General features: G+C 37.4%; 15 protein-coding genes. 14 read left to right on the top strand and 1 reads right to left on the bottom strand.

What is annotated here, in order from left to right; all coding sequences use genetic code 11:
- The first annotated feature begins 30 nt into the window (after positions 1-30).
- From FHR29_RS18800 to FHR29_RS18780, 5 genes are all read left to right on the top strand, one after another.
- Positions 31-1221, top strand: coding sequence for a serine hydrolase (locus tag FHR29_RS18800; protein WP_132771550.1), 1191 nt, complete (start codon positions 31-33; stop codon positions 1219-1221).
- Between the two features lie 14 nt (positions 1222-1235).
- Positions 1236-1595 carry a CoA-binding protein gene (locus FHR29_RS18795; RefSeq protein WP_183916277.1) on the top strand — a complete coding sequence of 120 codons (360 nt, stop codon included), beginning with the start codon at positions 1236-1238 and terminating at the stop codon, positions 1593-1595.
- A gap of 188 nt (positions 1596-1783) precedes the next feature.
- Positions 1784-3934 carry a glycosyl hydrolase family 95 catalytic domain-containing protein gene (locus tag FHR29_RS18790; RefSeq protein ID WP_183916276.1) on the top strand — a complete coding sequence of 717 codons (2151 nt, stop codon included), beginning with the start codon at positions 1784-1786 and terminating at the stop codon, positions 3932-3934.
- A 37-nt stretch (positions 3935-3971) separates the two neighbouring features.
- Positions 3972-5858: a heparinase II/III family protein gene (locus tag FHR29_RS18785; protein WP_183916275.1), complete on the top strand. Its 1887-nt coding sequence runs from the start codon at positions 3972-3974 to the stop codon at positions 5856-5858.
- A 17-nt stretch (positions 5859-5875) separates the two neighbouring features.
- Positions 5876-7123 (top strand): glycoside hydrolase family 88 protein, encoded by a 1248-nt coding sequence (locus tag FHR29_RS18780; RefSeq protein ID WP_183916734.1) that lies wholly within the window; start codon positions 5876-5878, stop codon positions 7121-7123.
- A 112-nt stretch (positions 7124-7235) separates the two neighbouring features.
- On the opposite strand, the gene FHR29_RS18775 is transcribed toward FHR29_RS18780, so the two are convergent.
- Entirely contained in the window at positions 7236-11117 is a 3882-nt protein-coding gene (locus tag FHR29_RS18775; RefSeq protein WP_183916274.1) for a hybrid sensor histidine kinase/response regulator transcription factor, read from the bottom strand.
- Positions 11118-11258: 141 nt separating this feature from the next.
- Between FHR29_RS18775 and FHR29_RS18770 the strand changes: the two genes are divergently transcribed.
- The 9 genes from FHR29_RS18770 to rpsS all read left to right on the top strand — a co-directional run bounded on the left by FHR29_RS18770 (position 11259) and on the right by rpsS (position 22065).
- Positions 11259-14540, top strand: coding sequence for a TonB-dependent receptor (locus tag FHR29_RS18770; RefSeq protein WP_183916273.1), 3282 nt, complete (start codon positions 11259-11261; stop codon positions 14538-14540).
- A gap of 12 nt (positions 14541-14552) precedes the next feature.
- Complete coding sequence (locus FHR29_RS18765) at positions 14553-16313, top strand: RagB/SusD family nutrient uptake outer membrane protein (RefSeq protein WP_132843567.1); 1761 nt, start codon at positions 14553-14555, stop codon at positions 16311-16313.
- A 167-nt stretch (positions 16314-16480) separates the two neighbouring features.
- Complete coding sequence (locus FHR29_RS18760; RefSeq protein ID WP_183916272.1) at positions 16481-17749, top strand: DUF2264 domain-containing protein; 1269 nt, start codon at positions 16481-16483, stop codon at positions 17747-17749.
- A gap of 24 nt (positions 17750-17773) precedes the next feature.
- Positions 17774-19048, top strand: a complete 1275-nt coding sequence (locus FHR29_RS18755) for a glycoside hydrolase family 88 protein (protein WP_183916271.1) — start codon at positions 17774-17776, stop codon at positions 19046-19048.
- A gap of 374 nt (positions 19049-19422) precedes the next feature.
- Positions 19423-20040 (top strand): 50S ribosomal protein L3, encoded by a 618-nt coding sequence (rplC, locus tag FHR29_RS18750; RefSeq protein WP_132843571.1) that lies wholly within the window; start codon positions 19423-19425, stop codon positions 20038-20040.
- A gap of 3 nt (positions 20041-20043) precedes the next feature.
- Positions 20044-20673 carry a 50S ribosomal protein L4 gene (gene rplD, locus FHR29_RS18745; RefSeq protein ID WP_021189656.1) on the top strand — a complete coding sequence of 210 codons (630 nt, stop codon included), beginning with the start codon at positions 20044-20046 and terminating at the stop codon, positions 20671-20673.
- 1 nt (position 20674) lies between these two features.
- Positions 20675-20965 carry a 50S ribosomal protein L23 gene (gene rplW / locus FHR29_RS18740; protein ID WP_021189655.1) on the top strand — a complete coding sequence of 97 codons (291 nt, stop codon included), beginning with the start codon at positions 20675-20677 and terminating at the stop codon, positions 20963-20965.
- Between the two features lie 6 nt (positions 20966-20971).
- Positions 20972-21799, top strand: coding sequence for a 50S ribosomal protein L2 (rplB, locus tag FHR29_RS18735; RefSeq protein ID WP_021189654.1), 828 nt, complete (start codon positions 20972-20974; stop codon positions 21797-21799).
- A complete protein-coding gene (gene rpsS / locus FHR29_RS18730; RefSeq protein ID WP_021189653.1) occupies positions 21799-22065 on the top strand; it encodes a 30S ribosomal protein S19 in 267 nt (88 codons plus the stop codon). The genes rplB and rpsS overlap by 1 nt, the downstream gene beginning before the upstream one ends.
- Position 22066 lies beyond the last annotated feature (1 nt).

Raw genomic sequence — 22066 nt, 5'->3', positions numbered from 1 at the left:
CATTAGAAAAGAAATAGAATCCGTTAAATAGTGAAATTATATATACTAAAAAGCATAGTTGCTGTTCTTATCATAGCAACCGTATCGTGTAGTTCGAAAGAAGAAAAGCAAAAAAAAGCATTAGTTGAACAGGCTAAGACTGACAGTTTAAAACTCATATACAATCCATCTGAAGCAGATCCTAAAATTGAAGCTTTTATGCAAAATTTGCATAAAAGAGTAGGATTTAATGGTAATGTACTGATTGCAAAAAATGGAAAGATTTTATATCAGAACTCATTTGGTTGGGCAAATTATCTTTTAAAAGATAGTTTGAAGATTGATTCGAAATTTGAATTAGCGTCTGTTTCCAAACCACTTACAGGTATTGGTATTTTGAAATTGGTTGAAGAGGGCAAATTGAAATTGGATCAAACTATTAATGATTTTTATCCTAATTTTCCCTATCCAGATATTACAATAAAGCAATTATTGTCTCATCGTTCTGGATTGCCAAATTATGTTTATTTTTCGGAAGAGCATTGGAAGGAAAAAAAGAAGGGTATGACCAATCAAGATGTCATGAATATGCTGATTGAGTTTAAACCGAATCGCTATGGTAAACCTGACGGTAAATTCTTTTATAACAATTCGAATTTCATGGTTTTGGGCGCTATTATTGAAAAGGTAACTAATCAAAGTTATGCGGAATGGATGAAAGAAAATGTCTTTAATCCAGCAGGAATGACTAATACAGCTGCATTGTCAAAAGCTATTTATGAAAAAATTCCGACAGATGTTATCGGTCACGATAAGGTTTGGAGAAGATCTGTTGTTCAGAATTTTCAAGATGGCCCTCTGGGCGATAAGGGAATTTATAGTACAGTTCGGGATCTGTATAAATTAGATTTAGCGTTAAATGAAGGAAGGTTATTAAAGAAAGAAACGTTAGATTCTGCTTATGTCGATCGTGCGAAATCTAAAAATGGAATATTTGGATACGGATTAGGTTGGCGCACTTTTCACAGAAATAATGATCTAATAATCTATCATACTGGATGGTGGCACGGATTTCGCAATTTGTATGTTAGGGATCTAAAAAATAACGTTACGATTGTACTTTTATCGAATATGACTAATGGTAGCTTAGTTAAATTGGATGAATTGTATAAAATTTTAGGGATGCCTATCTTAAGAAAGGGAATATATAATGATGCTGGTAATGTGGCTGATGATGTTTAATAAAATAAGTAGTTATGAAAAAAACGCTAATAATAGGAGCGAGTACTAATCCAGAAAGGTATTCGTATAAAGCAGCCTATAAATTGAAGCAATATGGACATGATATTGTGAATGTTGGGCTTAAGAAGGGTGAAGTTGCTGGTGTCGAAATAGAACCTATGGGACTTATTCACACGGATATTGATACCATTACTATGTATGTTGGCGCAGCAAATCAAAAAAGCTATTTTGATTATATTTTAGAAACAAAGCCAAAGCGGATTATTTTTAATCCTGGAGCTGAAAATGCGGAATTAGTAGCACTTGCAGGTGCAATAGGTATTAATACTGAAAATGCTTGTACATTGGTTCTTTTAAGTACAGGACAGTATTAAGTGGATTGATCTAGTTGTTTTAATATTGGATTTATCATCCTTATTAAATTTTCATGAAAAAAGGGTAATAATGGTTTCTGAAACCATTATTACCCTTTTTTCATGATTTTCTTCTCAAACGATTTCGTAAGTTTCTCTTGTGTGTCTACTAAAAAAAGTACATTTTAGAGCCCAATTGAACCCTATTTATGCGGAATTTATATATTTTTTTTATTTCTATCTTATGTGTTATTTGTCGTGCTCAGGGTCAAGACAAACCAATATTTCATATTCCTCAGTTGGGTAAAAGTATTTACGAAGGGGTATTCACGGGGAATGGTTTACTAGGAACGATGACCTATTTGAAATCTTCACAAGCTGTACGTATAGATATTGGTAGAACGGATATTTATGATCACCGTGAAAAAAATCGTGAAAAGCTTTTTGATAAAGCTCGTCTGTCACTAGGGCATTTTTCTATAAACCTTAATGTGGACATTGATAGTATAGGTGGTGATATTTTTATTCAGCAAGCTTATTCTCAAACGAATATTAAGACTTCGGATGGTATGTTGCATATTAAAACGACAACACTGTCTGATGATAATATTATACTCATTGAAGTCATTAAAAAGGACTACCATGGTAACTACTCTTTTGACTGGTGTCCGGATTCTGCTATCAGTCCCCGTATGAAATTTGATTATACGCAAAAACCTACTTATTATACTCGCAATCCTGAGGGAAAATCAGGCACTAGTAAGGGATTTTCTTTTTATAATCAAGAGTTATTAGCTGGCGGTGGCTATGCAACTGTATATAAGAAAATGCTCGGTATGGACAATGATGTTTATGTTGTCTCGGTTGGATATAATCAGGTTAACAAGAGCTATCTAAAAGAAACAATTGATTATGTTGATCATTTTGATTCTAAAGATATTACTATAGCTTTGGAAAAACACCAAAATTGGTGGCGTAATTATTATAGTGCTTCTTCTTTGTCATTACCAGATAAAATTTATCAGCGTTTTTATGATATGCAGTTGTATAAATTAGCAAGTGCCACCAGAACAAATAAGCCAGCAATAGATTTGCAGGGACCATGGACGAGCGTTACTCCTTGGCCAGCTTACTGGATGAACTTAAATATGCAATTGACATATTCTCCTGTTTTCACGTCAAACCATCTTGATATCGCGAATTCTTTAATTCAAATGATTGATCAGAATGTCTCCAATTTGAGAGAAAATGTTCCTGTGGCTTATCGTTATAATAGCATTGCTATTGGGCGCTCATCTGCGAACGATCTCTGGAGTCCTGTTCTCTTAGAGAAGGGAGTCTCAATTTCCGATGCTTCTGATGGTGAAAAAGAACTTGGCAACTTGCTTTGGTTATTGCATAGCTACTATTCTTACTATCGCTATGGCATGCAGGAAGAGGTATATGACCGCTTATTTCCCTTACTTAAAGAGGCTGTTAATTATTATTTGCATCTATTAGAAAAAAATGAATCAGGAAAATATCATATCGCTGTTAAAACTTATTCGCCAGAATATAAATATGGGTATGCTTATGATACGAATTATGATCTAGCTATTCTGAGATGGGGGCTTAGATCACTTATCGAGCTAGATGATGAAAAGAATAGGAAAGATCCTCTATATGATCGATGGCTCGATGTACTCGAAAATTTGATCGATTTTCCACAAGGTGTAAACGGTTATTTGATAGCTAAGGATGTTCCTTATGGTGAGTCACATAGACATTATTCGCATTTAATGATGATCTATCCTTTTTATGAAATTAATTGGGATCAAAAAGAAAATAGAGTTTTGATTGAGCGTTCAATTAAGTACTGGCAGAGTAAAAATCAGTTCTTGCAAGGTTATTCATTTACTGGTGCCGCATCGATGTATGCCATGATGGGAAGGGGAGATGATGCCTTAGCATCTCTTGATAATTTATTAAAATCTTATATTAAAAAGAATACGCTTTATGCCGAGTCGGGACCAGTAATTGAAACCCCGTTAGCAGCAATGACAAGCATCCAAGAACTTTGCTTACAATATTGGAATGGAAAATTAAGAATTTTTCCCGCTGTACCTACTTCCTGGAAAGATATTTCTTTTAAAAGGTTTTTGACTGATGGAGCTTTTCTGGTTTCTGCAAAGAGGAAAAATGGTATAACGCAAACTGTGGAGATCGAAAGTCAACATACGGGTACAATTAGAGTTGAATCGGGGATATCGACTCCAATGATTGTGATTAAAGGAAAGGGTAAGTATGAAATAGATCTTGATGGAATAATTGTTTTTACACTTAATAAGGGCTCTCGAGCATTAGTTTATGAGAAGAAGTAGAAAATGCTATAAAATTTTAATGTTTCTCTTTTTTGTTATGTTGCAAATTAATGCACTTGGACAACACACCTTAGAGCGGCATCTTTCAGGTGCAGTTTTGACAAATACCGTTAATCGTATTGATGACTGGCGGTTGGAAAAGAAAAATGAATGGAAAAAAGCTATTCAAGCGCTATCAATATTGGAAAAGTCCCACATAATGAAAGTTGCGGAGGATGCGAATTTATTTACTTGGCCATCATTGTTAGCTACAAAATATCTTGAATATAAGACTGATGGAAACAGAACTCGCTACGAGGATGATATTAATACACGCAGGAGTATCGTATCGCATTTGGTTATAGGAGAATTGGTTGAGGGAAAGGGACGTTTTATTCCGCAGATTATTAATGGCCTCTGGTTAATGATGGAAGAAAGTACTTGGGTAAGTCCTGCACATATTGTAGTGCAAAAATCTGGAAATGGTTTGCCTGATCCACTGGACGATTATATTGATCTAGGAGCAGGTCGGGTAGCAGCTGATCTGGCGATGGTTTATTTATTGTTGGGCGATGAATTAAACCAAATTTCTCCTATGATTACTAAAAAATTGAAAGATGTCTTACAGAGCCGTATTTTAAATCCTTATTTAGTCCGAGATGATTTTTGGTGGATGGCGCTTCAGTCAAACAATATGGTTAATAACTGGAATATTTGGATCAACGCCAATGTTCTTAAAGTAGCATTGTTAGTGGAAGAAGATGCTTCTAGATTGAAGATGATTATTCAGAAATTGGCTCATAGTGCGGATAAATTTATTGACTCTTACGCTGAAGATGGTGCGTGTGAAGAGGGGCCCTCTTATTGGCTACATGCTGGTGGTGAACTTGGACAGATGTTGTTGTGGTTAGAGGATGTGTCGGATGGAGAGGTGACATTTAAGGAGGAACATAAATTATTTAATATTGGCAACTATATCTTGAATTCTCACATTTACAGAAATAGATACATCAATTTCGCAGATGCAGAGGCGATACAAGTACCCTATCCTGCTAAAATATGGGCTTATGGTACTTTATATAATGATGATAATCTAAAAGCATACGCAAGCTATTTGACAACTCTAAAATCACCAAGTATGTCATTAGGAACAGTACAGGATTTTTTAATGCATGCGTCTATTTATAATGAATTAAGTAATCATCGAAAAGACTTTATAGCCCCCCAATTTCATTTTTATGAGAGTTTGGGACAGGCAACTATGCGGAGTTTAAATAAAAAGGGTAATTTATTCTTGGCTACGATAGGAAGTAATAATGGGGTAAGCCATAATCATAATGATGTTGGAAGCTATATGCTCTATTTGGATTCGACGCCAGTTTTAATTGATGTAGGTGTGGGAACTTATACCAAAGAAACTTTTAGTAGGAATCGCTATACATTGTGGAATATGCAATCGCAATGGCATAATCTTCCTATTATAAATGGAATACAGCAAAAGGATGGAAGGTCTTATCATGCGGAGGATGTCGAGTATATAACTAATAATGAAACTGCTCAATACCGTGTCAATGTTGCGAAGGCTTATCCTAAAGAAGCCGCAGTACAATCTTGGATGCGAACTATCAAGATGCATGCAGGAAATAATGAAATCAGGGTAGAAGAACAGTATCAATTGGAGGAATTTAAAAAACCACAATCGATTAGTTTCATATCTAAAATAAAACCTCAGTTAGTAAAGGATGGCTTTTTCTTACAATTGGATAATGGGAAAAAAGTCTTTATAAATTTCGAAAGGGAAACTGTTACTTTTTCTTTAGAAAATAAGGAAATCGAGGATCCACGATTGATTAAAGTGTGGGGTGGAATGCTTTATAAAATGAATGTTTTAATTAAAAGTATGGAATTAAGGAATCAAGTGATATATAAAATAATAGCGAATTAAGATTATTGTAAATTATGATGAAATTGAAAAGACAGATTATCATGGTATTATGTTCTGTTTTAGGAATATGTACTGTTCAAGGTCAATCCCGGGATCTGAAATTATCGAAAGAGTTTATTCAGCAGAATTTGAATGACGCAGCTCTCCAAATTAAAGTCTTGGCAAATGCAACACCCAATGGAAAATTTCCTAAAACTTTTGAAAATAATAAAGAGATCTTTTCATCATCCAGTTGGTGGTGTTCTGGATTTTATCCTGGTACACTTTGGTATTTATATGAAGGGACTCAAGATCAGGAATTATTAAAAAATGTAAAAGAGAAATTACCTAATTTGGAGAAAGAAAAGTATAATAAAGGTACACATGATCTAGGTTTTATGCTGTTTTGTAGTTTCGGCAATGGTTTACGTCTGACCGGCGATTCTGCGAAATATAAAGATGTATTAGTTACAGGTGCTGCTTCTCTTGCTTCTCGTTTTAATGAGAGAACAAAAACAATTCGGTCTTGGGATCACAAACCTTGGCATTATCCCGTTATCATTGATAATATGATGAATTTAGAGTTTTTGACGCAGGTTTCAAAAATGACTGGTAATAAGAAATATTATGACTTGGCTATAAAGCATGCGGAAACAACATTGAAAAATCATTTTAGGAAAGATTATAGCTCATATCATGTTATTGACTATGATGTGAATAGCGGCAAAGTTATTGGAAAAAAAACGCACCAAGGTGCTTATGATGAATCCGCATGGTCTAGAGGCCAAGGTTGGGCGCTTTATGGGTATACGATGATGTATCGAGAAACAAATAAAAAGGAATTTCTAAATCAAGCTAGACATATTGCGAAATATATTTTGAATCATCCGAATATGCCTCAAGATTTAATTCCTTATTGGGATTTTGATAAAGATAAGATTGATCAATCTAGTAAGATGTATGCTAAAAAAGATCTTCGGGATGTTTCGGCAGCCACATTGTATGCATCTGCTTTACTTGAATTGGCTCAATATACAAAAGGTAAAGAATCTGCCCTTTATCTTTCTAATGCAGAGACAATGCTTACTAATTTATCCAAAGAACCTTATAAAGCAGTTTATGGGACAAATGGCGGTTATTTATTAAAACATAGTGTGGGGGCACTTCCTTTAAATTCGGAGATTGATGTACCACTGACATATGCTGATTACTATTATGTAGAAGCATTAGTGCGCTATAAAAGGCTCTTGGATGGTGAACCAATGATTAATGAAATCGCGAAGTAAATACAGTAAAGATAAAAGTAACAAAGGCCCCCATTTAGGCGCCTTTGTTACTTTTAAATCTATTCGTACCCTGCCTACAATCTTTTTTCAAATATTTAATCCCTTTTGTGTTTTAATTATCTTCGTCGGAGTCTGCTATTTGCTGTGATGGATTATACCCAAATTGTTTCTTAAATTCTCTGCTGAAGTACTTTCTTTCAGAAAATCCGACTGCATAGGCTACCTCACTGACATTCATCGAAGATTTTAGCAACTCCTTCGCTCTGTTAAGCCGGTACATCTTCACATAATTATTGATAGAAAGGTTGGATATCGCCCGGAGCTTTCGATAAATAATAGGTGTGCTCATACCCATCTTTCGGGAGATAAAATTAACATCAAAGTCATCCGACTGCATATTATCTTCGATCAGTTGATCTAATGTAGCAATAAATTTAGCATCCAGTTCATTGTCGAAATCTGTTTTTTTGACCTGAAATTCCTTGCTCTTTTTATGACTGATTGCTATGAGATTCTGCACAGATAGAAACAACAGCCTATTGTCAAAAGGTTTTGTTAGATAGATGTTTGCTCCATATTGTAGGGCCTGTGTCTGTGATTCACTGTCTGTCACTGCAGTCAACAGGATAACAGGAATATGACTGGTTGCGATATTTGTTTTTACTGCCCGGCATAACTGGGCTCCATTCATATAAGGCATCATCAGATCAGATAAGATCAAGTCGGGAATATACTCTTGCGCTTTCGATAAGGCATCTTCTCCATTGACAGCCGTGATGACGGTATAGCTATCCTGAAATAAATGAACAATGGTATCCAAAAGCTCTCTATTGTCTTCGACAATCAGAATGGTCTGTTGCAAGGATCTGCCCAATACGGTCGGAGTTGTTGAATTTGATTCATCTATAATGGTCATCAGGGAGTCTGTAGGAGGGGACATGTTGACTTTTGATAGCTTCGGTAAACGTAGGTTGAAAACCGTCCATTCTCCTTTTTCATCTTTCATGGTAAAGCAACGGATCTCTCCTTGATGCTGTAGAACAATCTGCTTGGTTAAGGCTAGTCCGATACCAGTACCTATACTGTCATTTGCTTGTTCCTCCCGATAATATTCTTCAAAAATCTTGAATTGATTGTCCGTTGCGATGCCAATCCCGTTGTCAACGATGTTGATAATGATGTTGTCTTCGCTCTCAAGAAGCTCAAGATAAACTGTGCCATTCGCGGGTGTATACTTAATGGCATTTGACAATAGATTGAACATGACCTTGTCAAATTGAACAGCATCTATGGATTGTAACCCTACGGCATCCAATTGTCGGATATAATAATTGATATGTTTATTCTGGGCAAGATCATTGAGGAGATAGAATGTGTCTTCAATATATTCCCTGAAGGGGATATCGCTCTGTTTCAAGATGAAGTGCTTGTCATCAAATTTTTTGAAATCAAGTAGCTCGTTAACTACCCCCAATAATTTAGCTGTATTCTTTTTAATCCGTTTTATCTTAGATTGGGTAGTCGATAAGTTGGCTGTTTCGGTAATGATTTCATCTAGAGGTGACATGATCAGGGTAAGCGGAGTCCGGATCTCATGCGAAATTTGTGTAAAGAATTTGATTTTCTTTTCCTGTTCTCTTTCGGAATTGATCAGCATCTCGCGTTCCACAACAAATTTAATGACAAAGTGTACCCCGAGTGTAAATAGTCCGGCGTATAAGAGGTAGGCCCACCATGTTCTCCAGAGCGGAGGTTTTATATCAATGTGTATTTGTAGTGGGGTACTGCTCCAGATGCCATCATTATTGCTGGCATATACACTGAGTGTATGCTGTCCTTCGGGAATATTGGTATATCTGACACTTGGTGTATTGGTTTCTATCCAACCTTTATCAAAACCTTCGAGCTTATACCGATATCTATTTTTCTGTGGTTTGATAAAATTGGAACTCGAAAAATTGACCGTTATAAAATTCTCGTCATAAAGTAATTGCAACGTATAGTTATTGGGTTGATCACCTTGCTGGATGCGACCATAGTTTAAGGGTGTATCTTGAAGGAATATATTTCTAAAAAGCACATTCGGTTTTTTCTGATTGAAAGTGATTTTTCGGGTGTCGATCGAAACTAAACCATTCAATGTAGTCACGAATAAAAATCCGGCTTCGCTGCTATAGACCTTAGCCCCTTGCATATTCTTAACAGGGAGACCATCATACTGATTAAGGACAGTATGATACTTTGTGCTTGGATCGAAGAAAATCAGTCCATTTTTGCTGCTGATCCAGAAATGTTTGTCGATCATGACAGGCCAACCTAGGGTGTTATTGGGAAAATGGGCTTTAAGGGTCACATTATCCTTAACATCGAAATGATATAAATCCCCTTTCGAGGTAAGCCAGATATTGCCATCGGGCGCGACATAAAATCCATTGATGTACAGTGAGTCAATTTGCTTTATGGATCGGACAGTAGCGCTAAAAGTCTTTTTTCGAAATAGCTTTCCTGATTGCAGGAAATAAATCTGTTGTTTATCATCTGCCTGTATCTCATCTATTGTGTTTGCTGCTAGTGAGGAATCAAACTGTAGTGGTTTTTCCTGTTCCGCAATGTAAAGTCCCTTATTTGTGCCTAGATAGATTCGTTGTGCTGGATCCACGTAAATGCTATAAATATTGTTTTTGAGGTTTAAGAGATCCTTTTCGAGGAGATAATTTTTGGTGTTGCCCGATTTTAGGTCAATGATGGAGTAGCCTCCACCATATTGTGCGGCATATAATTTTTCATCCCGGACATAGAGGTCTTTTATCAGGTTTGATCGGGTAAATTGGGGCTGTGGACTAGTATTCCCCGTAATTTTATCAATTTTATTAATTCCTTCTTCTTCAGTGCCTATCCAAGCAGCATTCTTGGAAACGGCAAAACTACCCACGATATCACTATTCAACTGTTGACTTAATAGCGAACGTGTAGAGTAGGTTTGTATAGGGATAAAATCAGGATAAACTGCGTTGATACCCCCAAAATATGTTCCTAACCAGACTACTTTTTGATTATCGACAAAGATATCATAAATCGAGTTCTGGCTGAGGGAGTTTTTGATGGATGTATTATGTTTGTAATTTGTGAAAACAGGGGATCCATTGAAAACGGAAAGACCTTTCAATGTGCCAATTAATAGTTCTCCATTTGTATTTTTAATGATTTTACGAACATTATTGCTTAAGAGATTACTATTTCCTTCCGTTAGATTTTTCCAATTTTGACTGGAAAAATTAAACAGAAATAGACCATGTAGTTTTGTCCCTACCCAAAGCGTGTTATCTTTCACATACATCGTACTAAAGATTCGTTCCTTTAGTGGTAACTGTGGTAAGCCCAGGTTGCGGGTTTCAGATAGCCGCTTGTTTTTATAGGTAAATGATTCGATACCGTTAGCGCTAGCTATTGTATAGGAGTCTGCTCCTGTTTGAACAATACTTTGTGTATGAGGACGGTCTAAAATTAATTTAAAATCATAAGAGCCTGAGGCGGGAATAGCTATATATAGACCCCTATTTGTACATAAGAAAATATGGGAGGATAGAATTTGTATGTCTGAGATAAGGACTTTCTCGATAAAGGGCTTTCCTCTTTTTAGGAGAGGCTTTCGTTTGTCTATATTGAAAATAAATACCTGAGTAGAGGTAGCTATAAAAAGATCATTATTGTCGTTTATACAAATCTTGTTGATATAATCTAATTTGTTGAATACGCTATCCTGAACTCGAAGGTTTATAATATTCTGTGAGTCATAAATAAACAGATTTGGACCTCCTCCAAACCAAAGTTTTCCATTTTTATCCTGAGCGATACTCAATACCGCCTGTTTATCTAATACATTGTCCTGTGTTAGTGTTTCAAAACTGAAATTCTGGGCCAAACAAGACATAAATGGGCAAAGTAGCCATGCGATAATGATCATGTTTTGGATCTGTTTTACAAGGAAATTCATAGATGAATAGAGGTTATACCATCAAATTTAAGATTTTACCCCTTAATATTTATAAAAATCACCCTAATAAATGACCGCACTTAATCAATTTTGAGCTTGTTAAATAACCAATTTTTAATTATAAAACCAATTTCCTAAAGTATGGCTAAGTTTTACGCAATAGGATTGTCCGCGATGACACTATTTTCTGTAGGTACAGTTCACGCCCAGCAGAAAGTAAATGTAACGGGACAAATCAAAGACAGTCAAGGAACACCATTATCAGGTGTAACAATTCGTGAGAAGGGGGGGACGCTCGCTACTTCCACAAATGGATCGGGAACATATTCCTTATCTGTGAACCCTAACGCAACGCTAGTAATTTCTTATGTAGGATACCAAAATCAAGAGATTGTACTAAATGGCCGCAATGCCATTAATGTAACGTTGGAAAGTGCCAGCTCGGCGATTGATGAGGTTGTTGTTGTGGGGTATGGGCAACAGAAGAAATCCAAACTATTGGGTTCTGTTGCAACTATCGATGGAAAAAAACTGGAAAGCAGGGCTGTGACGAATGTATCCTCGGCCTTGTCGGGGCTGGCTGCCGGTGTTCAGGTGAAGGTCGGCAATGGTAAGCCTGGTAGTGATGGAGCAACCATTCGCGTACGCGGTACAGGTACCATGAACAATAATGATGCTTTGGTGATTATTGACGGTATTCAAGGGGTAATGGATGCTGTAAATCCAGAAGATATTGAAACAATATCGGTATTAAAAGACGCTTCTTCGGCAGCGATCTATGGTGCGAGGGCTGCTAATGGAGTTATTGTCATTACGACAAAGAAAGGAAAAGTCGGACAAGCACCGCAAATAAAATATTCAGGTTTATTTTCGCGAACGACACCAAGCGCGAAGCCTGAATTTTTAAGCGATTATTTGAGGCATATGAGCTTGTTTCAGGAAGCTGCAGAAAATATAGGCGAGAAAGGTCCATATACGCAAAGTGCTATTGATACCTGGACAGCGGCAAATGCTGATCCAAATGGTATGACCGCTCAGGGCATACCAAATTACGTCGCATTTCCCAATACCAACTGGGGAGATTGGATTTATGAGAACGCGTGGTTAAAGAGTCATAATGTCAGTGTTTTAGGAGGTAGTGAAAATATCCGCTATAACCTATCTGGAAGAATACAAGACAACCCAGGCATAATGCACAACACAGGCATGAAGCGCTATGAAGGGCGGGTGAATCTGGAGACCGATGTTACCAACTTCCTTACAGTAGGTACACAGACATTTATTCTGAAAGAAGATCGTTCTATGGCTTCCGATGCCAATCTGTATAATTTCTTACGGCAAACAACACCGGGTATTTACCCAATGTATGACGGTAAGTTTGGAAGTGCTGTACTCAGCTCCGGTGAATCATCACAGCTGAACAATTTAATGACCTATCTTTACGATAATAAGGGAAGCAATGAGCGTACACGATTCAACACGACCTTATTTGCTAATGTTAAACTTTGGAAGGGTTTGACATTTGAAACGAAATTTAACTATCAGAGCCGATTTGATGAAGTGAAAACCTGGTCTGATCCGTCTCCACGCTATGACTTTTCAACCATGACGATTACATCGACACCTGTTAATCTTGCGACTTCGACGACTGGACAGTCTTATGGTAAAATTTACAGAAAATCTTTCGATAACGTATTGCGTTATAATACGACGATTGGTAAACATACGATTGGCGCATTAGTTGGTCATAATGAATTTTATTACAACGATTCCGGATTTAGTGCTTCTCGAAAAGGATTGATCGATGCGACCATTACCAATATCGGTACAGGAACGGAGATGAACAGTATCTCTGGAGGGGAATCTGATAACTCCATGCGTTCCTTTTTTGGTCGTGCTAGCTATGACTACGATGCAAAATATTTAGCAGAATTCAGTTTACGTCGGGATGGGGCTTCAAAATTTGGGCGGGGACGAAAATACGGTACATTCCCTTCTGCTTCTGTTGGTTATATATTATCTAAAGAGTCGTTTATGGAAGCCGTTAATCCTTACGTACAGGATATTAAACTTCGGGCTTCATGGGGTAAATTGGGGAATGATGGCGGAGATGATTTGAATGTTTACGGCTGGCACGGAGTATATGGTTCGGTGGGGTATTCATTTAATGGAGCTCAAGCCAACGGATTAGCATTGTCACGTTTTGGCAATAACTTGTTGCAATGGGAAGATTCCGAAAATAGAGAGCTTGGATTGGAATTTGCAACATTAAACCGTCGTGCATCTGTGGAACTAAGTTTATACGATCGTAAAACTTCAAACATTATTCGTACAGCACAAATGCCAATTACGGCTGGTACCGCTAGTGGCCCTTATTACAACCAAGCCGCTATGCGTAATAAAGGAATTGAGCTCAATCTAAACTGGCGGGATAAGATTGGGGATTTTAGTTATAACATCGGTGGTAATTTCTCATATAATAAAAATAAAGTCACGGAATATGAGGGTAAGCTGGTTCAAGGTATGGTTGATGACGGAACGGGAAAAATGGTCTGGAATACTAACTTGGGTGATGTATCCACAGGCGGTGTAAACCGGAGACTTGAGGGATACCAGCTGGATGAATTCTATCTACGCCAAGTATATAGAGGTGATGGAAGTTCTTTTAATGCCGATGGTTCGGTTAATATCAATGGTGGACCTACCACAGGGATGATCCGTACGGATCAGGATTACGAATGGGCAAAAGCAATGAAAGCTGCTGGCTATTCTTTTATAACCTCATCCCAAGCTATTGCGGATAGTTATGGTGCGAATGCACGTATGTATTATGGAGACTTGGTCTATGCCGATCGGAACGGAGATGGTATTTATGGAAATAATGCCGATCAGTACTTTACTGGGACGTCGACAAGTCCTAAATATATCTATGGATTCAATCTTGGGTTCTCTTATAAAGGTCTGGATATGTCTATGATTTGGGCAGGAGAGGCTGGAGGACAGTATTACTGGACAGATATTGGTTATAATAATAATGTGTTGATTCTTGGTAACCAAGTGACCACTCGTATTGCAGATGATCATTATTTCTACAACCCGGCGGCACCAAATGATCCACGTACCAATCAAAATGGATATTTCCCTAGATTGAAATATGGCACTTCAGCGGAAAATATCAATAATCAAGCAAGCGATTATTGGTTATATAAGGCAAATTTTTTAAAACTTAGAAATTTACAAGTAGGTTATACGTTTGATAAGAAACTAACTGAAAAAATTAAAGTACGGAGCTTACGGGTATTTTTTACAGGTGAAAATCTACTGATGGTTACGGACTTTCCAGGGTTAGATCCAGAAGTTGGTGCAGGAGCAGAATATCCAACAATGAAACAGTTTGCTTTTGGTTTGAATATTGGATTCTAAAATAGAAAGATCATGAAAAATAATATAAAAAAATATAATTTGTGGAGTAAAAAAATACTGCTTTGCGTGACTATCGGTTCTGCAATATTGTTTTCTTCTTGTCAGAAGGATTTATTGGATACTGTCCCTAAAACACAGGTATTAACCAATAATATGTGGTTAACAGAAAATCTTACCGACCAAGGTGTAAATGGTGTTTATCATGGGTTGCGTTTAGGTCAGATGTTGTATGTATATGACACATACGCGACTCTTCAGGGGAGGGACAATTCAACCTTGATGAACGCAACGGCTACTGCGTCATCGGGTATTTTTTCATCTACCTGGCAAAATTTGTATGAGGGTGTTCACCGAAGTAATAATGCGATCTATGGTATCGCCAATGTGTCACCTGTAGGTGCTGAAAAGAAAGCAAGATTGCTTGCAGAGATGAAATTTTTGCGCGCGTTCTATTATTATCGGTTAAATCAACTGTATAAAGGAGTCCCCATTTACACTGAACCAATCGAGTGGGATAAGGTGGATAAACCAAGGAGTACAGAAAAAGAAGTCTGGGATTTGATTATTAAAGATCTAACAGATTGTATCAATGAACCTTTATTGTCAAATCGTTATGATAAAGGAAAGGCCGAGTTTGGGCGAGTGACTAAATCTGCAGCATATGCGCTTCGTGGTAAGGTGTATATGTATACGCAAGAATGGGCAAAAGCCATTGCCGACTTTGAGCAAGTCAAAAATATGGGACATACCTTATTTGGTAATTATGCCAATCTGTTTAAAGGTGATAATGAGCAAAGTCCTGAAATTATATTTAGTATCCAGAATATCGCTTTGGCAGGATATGGTTCAGATTACCAATTCAGGTTTGGATCACGATCAGCTTTTGGATCCAATTGGAATACCTATTTGGTACATCCCGATGCGGTAGATCGCTATCAACGTAAAGATGGTGCTAAATTTGATTGGGATGATTACCTACCAGGTTATAATCAGATGGCACCGGGCCAAAGGGAGGTGTTTTTCTTACGGAATAATTTAACCCCTGCTGAAATATCGAACATTGAAAAACGGACTACAAATAAGCTTGATATGTCTTTGTATTTGCCTACGGGTAATGAAGAACGCCTTAAGAAAGCCTATGAAGATAGAGATCCGAGGTTAGTAAGCAACGTGATTTTACCATATTCTACTTTTGTAGGAGCAAACGGTGCGACAGACCAAACCTTCACTTCAAGATGGCCATATCGGCAAGAATTTGGTGGTGTGTTTGACTTGAGAACGGATATTGTCCCTAATTTCTACTATTACCCACGTAAGTTTGTTTATGAGGGAGCTAACCCAGGTATTCCCAATAGAGAGGCAGGGGCTTATGATTATATTGTGATGCGATATGCAGATATTCTTTTATTATGGGCAGAAGCATTGAATGAATCGAAAAAGCCTGGTGAAGCTGTGTTAAAAGTAAATGAGGTAAGAAAACGTGCCGGAGTTGGAGAATTACTATTAGGGATAGGTGAGCAGGATCTCAGAAAAGAAATTCGTGAAGAACGCCGTCGTGAATTGATGTGTGAAGGTGTTATCTACTTTGACGAGTTGCGATGGAAAACATTGAAAGAAACATCTTTTTACACAGGAAATGGTATTAAACAGGCATGGGGAGGAGTTGTTTCGCCGTATGACTGGCGAGGTGATCAACTTTATACATGGCCAATCCCACAAGTGGAACGGGAACGAAACACATCATTGACACAAAACAGTGGCTGGGATGATTAAGAAATAAAGAAAGATTTTTCTTTTCTTGTAAAGAACTTGTTATCAATCGCTCTAGCAAACGATTGCACGAGCGATTGATTCTTTTTAGTTTGTTTTTCTGTGTTAAAATAAAGATTTTTAATGTTTTGTGTGCTTGTTGAGCACACATTATTTATAAACCATTATCGATGAAGAGAAGATCTGTATTAAAATTGTTAGGCGGTGCTGGCGTTGGTGCATTGACGGCATCGTTGCCAATGGGGGCGAAGGCAAGTGTTTTATCTGATGAAGGCATAAGTTATGCAGGGAATGATCGTGCTTATTGGGTTTCAATACTAAGCAAGATGGCTACACCTATATTGGATAATATCAGTAAACAGCAATGGCACAAAAAGATGCCGATGGAGGTAAGTCCTACTTTTGACAGTAGAGATCCGGGCGTTGGATACCTCGAGGCTTTCGGTCGACTGCTGGCAGGTATGGCCCCTTGGCTGGCTTTACCTGATGATAGCTCCGAAGAAGGAAAGCTACGTAAAAAATTACGTGATCAGGCCTTATTGGGGATTCAATATGGTGTAAATCCTCAATCCCCGGATTATTTTACATGGCGAGGTCCTTCATCGCAAACACTGGTAGATGCAGCACATCTCGCCCTTGCGTTTCTAAGGGCACCCAAGGCACTGTGGGAACCATTGGATCAGGTAACAAAGAAAAGGGTTGTCGAAGAATTTAAACTACTACGTAAAATTAAACCTAATGAAAGTAACTGGTTGCTTTTTGCGGCCATGACTGAGACGTTTTTACATTATACCGGTGAGGAGTGCGCACGAGAAAAAATAGATTATGCTGTAAATAAATTTGATACAGAATGGTATGTGGGCGATGGGTGGTATAGTGATGGTGCTCACTTTAGTTTCGATCATTACAATGGTTACGTTATTCACAATATGCAGGTTGAAGCACTGCGCCATAATATAAACGTAGATAAGAAATACAAAGAAATGTTTGATCGTGCTTATAAAAGGATGCAGCGATATGCACATCACTTGGAACGCATGATTTCCCCAGAAGGTTATTATATGGTAGTTGGTCGCTCTTCAACATATAAGAATGCTGCTTTTCAACCCTTGGCTGCAGTGGCTCTTGAAAATAGGCTGCCAGAGGATATTTCTAAGGGTCAGGTGCGAGCTGCCTTAACTGCAATACTGAGACATATTTATATTGATAAGACTTTTTCACCTTCTGGATGGCTTAGTATGGGAGTAGTTGGTGACCAGCAGCAGAATTTGGCAGATTACTATACGAATGCTGGCTCTATGTATGTAGCTTCTTTATCCTTCCTTCCTCTCGGATTGCCGGCTAATGATGAATTTTGGACTTGTAGTCCAGAAAAGTGGACTTCGCAAAAGTGCTGGAATGCGGAACAGTTTCCGAAAGATTATTATGTAAATTATTAAAAACTCAAAAAAATAACGTTTTAAATGAACATTCGAAATTATTTAATCCTATTTGGAATAGTAGGATTTGCTCTTCAAGGGGTTTCGTGCCAGACTAAAAGAGGGCTTGCCAAGAATAAGTTAAACCTTGATTCAGCTTTTGTGAATGAAAATCTGGAAGATGCAAAAAAACAAATTAGTTACCTCGCTGCTTCTGTTAAAGAAGCCGATATTCCTACGACTTTCCAAAATGGTAAATATGTGAATTGGGGGTCTAGTTGGTGGTGTTCTGGTTTTTATCCAGGTACTGTATTGTATCTTTACGAATATTCGAATGATACGAAATTGTTAGATGAGGCTAAACGAAAGTTGAAATATTTAGAAAAAGAAAAGAATAATAAAGGTACGCATGACCTGGGTTTTATGCTTTACTGCAGTTTTGGAAATGCATTAAGATTGACAAATGATTCTAGTGCTTATAAGAATGTGCTGAGTACAGGTGCTGCTTCTTTGGCTACACGTTATAAGGATGCGACAAAAACTATTCGATCATGGGATGGTGGTAAGAATTGGGATGGGCAATCTTGGACTTATCCGGTTATTATAGATAATATGATGAATTTAGAGTTTTTAATTGAGGTATCCAAGATGACAGGTAATTCAAGTTATGCTGACATCGCAATTAAACATGCGGATGCAACAATGATCAATCATTATAGAAAAGACTATAGTTCTTATCATGTTGTTGATTATAACAGTAAGGATGGAAGTATAATCTCGAAGAAGACTGCGCAAGGGGCTTTTGATGAATCAGCTTGGTCTAGAGGCCAAGCCTGGGGTTTGTATGGATATACCATGATGTTTAGAGAAACTAAGGATCAAAAATATCTACGACAGGCACGAAATATTGCAAATTTTTATTTGAATCATCCAAATTTGCCCCAAGATTTAATTCCGTGCTGGGACATGGATCAAAATAAATTAAGTGCTTCAAGTAAATATTACAAACAGAAAGATCTGCGTGATGTATCAACTGCTGCTGTAATGGCTTCTGCTTTATTGGAACTTGCTCAATATACTGATGGGGCTGAAAGTCAATTATATATTGTCAAAGCAGAACAAATGTTGCGGTCATTATCTTCTAAACCTTATAAGGCGGAGTATAAGGAAGCTGGTGGTTATATACTGAAACATAGTGTGGGATCTATTCCACATGAGACAGAAGTTGACGTTCCCTTGACTTATGCGGACTATTATTATGTAGAAGCTTTAGTCCGATATAAAAGACTGTTGGATGGGCAGTCTGTCATTAAAATGTAGATTATTGTTAATTTAAAAAGGCACATGAACTATCCGCAGCTTATATGCTATGGATAGTTTTTTTGAGTTTTTTATGTTTGTATTGGTTGTATAATATCTTATTATTTCCCATTAAGCTCTGATAATTTATCTTCTTATTATATATTATTGAATTAGGATGCTCACTTACTGTTCTTGTTATTTCTCAATTTATTTTAATATCTCGATTAGTTAGTTTTTTAAATATTCGATCTAGACAAAAAAATAAAAAAATAATGTGCTAATAATTTGGTAGTTAGAAATTTCTTCGTACTTTTGCAATCCCTTATTGGGGGAAATACGTCTTGAGCGAAGCCCTACTGCTTCGATGGACTTTTAATTAATTAATTTACAACATGTCAGGTATTATTGGAAAAAAAGTAGGAATGACAAGCCTGTTTGATGCAGAGGGAAAAAACATTCCGTGTACTGTTATTCAAGCTGGTCCGTGCGTGGTTACGCAGATACGTACGGAAGAGAAAGATGGCTACGCTGCTGTTCAACTTGGCTTCGATGAAGCTAAAGAAAAGAACACAACGAATTCTTTAAAAGGGCACTTTGCGAAAGCAAATACAACGCCTAAGCGTAAGCTGGTAGAGTTTAAAACTTTCCCAGATGCAAAACAACTTGGTGACGTAGTTGACGTTACACTATTTGAAGAAGGGGAGTATGTTGACGTAGTCGGTACTTCTAAAGGTAAAGGTTTTCAAGGTGTAATGAAACGTCATGGATTTGGTGGTGTAGGTGGTGCGACTCACGGTCAGCACAACAGATTACGTGCTCCAGGTTCAATTGGTGCGGCTTCTTGGCCTTCACGTGTATTTAAAGGTATGCGTATGGCAGGTCGTATGGGTGGTGACAGAATTAAAGTTCAAAACTTACAAGTTTTGAAAGTTTATGCTGATCAAAACCTAATCGTTGTTAGTGGTTCCATCCCAGGAGCTAAAGGTTCTTATGTAGTTGTAGACAAATAGGAAATGGAAGTTAAAGTTTTAAATTTATCAGGTAAAGAAACAGGTGCCAAGGTGCAACTTCCTGAGTCGGTATTTGGGTTAGAGCCTAACGATCATGCGATCTATTTGGACGTGAAACAATACTTAGCGAATCAACGCCAAGGAACTCACAAATCTAAACAACGTAATGAAATCGCGGGTTCAACTCGTAAATTACACAAACAAAAAGGTACTGGTGGTGCTCGTGCGGGTTCTATCAAATCTCCATTGTTTAATGGTGGTGGTCGTGTATTCGGTCCTCAACCACGTGATTACAGTTTCAAATTGAATAAAAAATTGAAACAAGTAGCACGTAAATCAGCGTTAAGCTACAAAGCAATTGATAACAATGTTGTAGTATTGGATGAAGTTAAATTTGACTCAATCAAAACTAAAAATTATGTTGCTTTTGTAAATGCTTTGAATGTAGCAGATGAGAAAACTTTATTGGTTTTATCAGCGCAAGATAATAACGTTTATTTATCAAGCAGAAACTTGAAAAAAGTAAAAGTAACAACTGTAGATCAATTAAATACATATGATGTATTAAATGCGGCTAAGTTATTATTTACTACAGGTTCGCTTAAAACTTTGGAGGAGGCATTAGCTAAGTAATATGGACATTATTAAAAAACCTATCTTAACTGAGAAAGCTTCATTTTTAACGGAAAAATTAAACCGTTATGCTTTCAAAGTAGATCACAGAGCTAACAAAATTCAGATCAAAACAGCTATTGAGGCTATGTTTGGTGTTACTGTTCTTGCGGTTAATACTGCAGTAGTAGCAGGTAAAGCAAAAAGCCGTTACACAAAAGCAGGTTTCGTATCTGGTAGAGCTCCTAAGTATAAAAAAGCTGTCATTACAATTAAAGATGGCGAAACTATTGACTTTTACAGTACTATATAATTAGAGATGGCAGTTAAAAGATTCAAACCGGTAACCCCTGGTACTCGTTTCAGAGTAGGCGCTGACTATTCTGACGTAACAACTAATGTTCCTGAAAAATCATTAGTAGTTGGAAGCAACAAAAGATCGGGCGGTCGTAATAAATCCGGTAAAATGACTATGCGTTACATCGGTGGGGGACACAAGAAAGTATACCGATTAATAGATTTCAAACGCGATAAAAAAGATATCCCTGCAACAGTAGCTACAATTGAGTACGATCCAAACCGTACAGCACGTATTGCATTATTGCATTATGCTGATGGTGAGAAACGTTATATCATCGCTCCAGCTGGTTTAAAAGTTGGAATGACTGTAGTCGCAGGTGAAAAAGTTGCCCCAGAAGTAGGTAATACTATTCCATTAGCAAATATTCCATTGGGTTCTATCATCCATAACATTGAGTTGAACCCTGGTCAAGGTGGTTCAATCGCTCGTTCGGCTGGTACTTATGCGCAATTGTCTGCTCGTGATGGTAAATACGCTATTATTAAATTACCTTCAAGTGAAACACGTATGATCTTATTGACTTGCGTGGCTACAATCGGTTCGGTATCTAATCACGATAGAAGAATTGAAGTGTTAGGTAAGGCTGGTCGTAACCGTTGGTTAGGACGTCGTCCAAGAGTTCGTGGTGTAGCTATGAACCCTGTCGATCACCCTATGGGTGGTGGTGAGGGTCGTACCTCAGGAGGTCAGCCTCGTTCACGCACAGGTGTTTTAGCTAAAGGCTTCAAAACACGCGACAAGAAGAAAACATCGAATCGTTACATCATTGAGAGAAGGAAAAAATAATGGCTCGTTCAATTAAAAAAGGTCCTTATATCGATCACAACTTAGAAGGAAAAGTTCTTTCTATGAATGAAACTAACAAAAAGTCAGTTATCAAAACATGGTCTCGCAGATCAATGATTTCTCCTGATTTTGTTGGTCATACCTTTGCAGTGCACAACGGGAATAAATTTATCCCTGTTTATGTAACGGAAAACATGGTAGGTCACAAATTAGGCGAATTCGCTCCTACGCGTACATTCAGAGGCCACGCAGAAAAGAAAAAATAAT

This window comes from Sphingobacterium sp. JUb56 (genome assembly GCF_014191365.1).
GTDB classification, from domain to species: Bacteria; Bacteroidota; Bacteroidia; order Sphingobacteriales; family Sphingobacteriaceae; genus Sphingobacterium; species Sphingobacterium anhuiense.
Note: the sequence above shows the minus strand (reverse complement) of the source record. Positions and strands in the feature narration are given on the sequence as shown.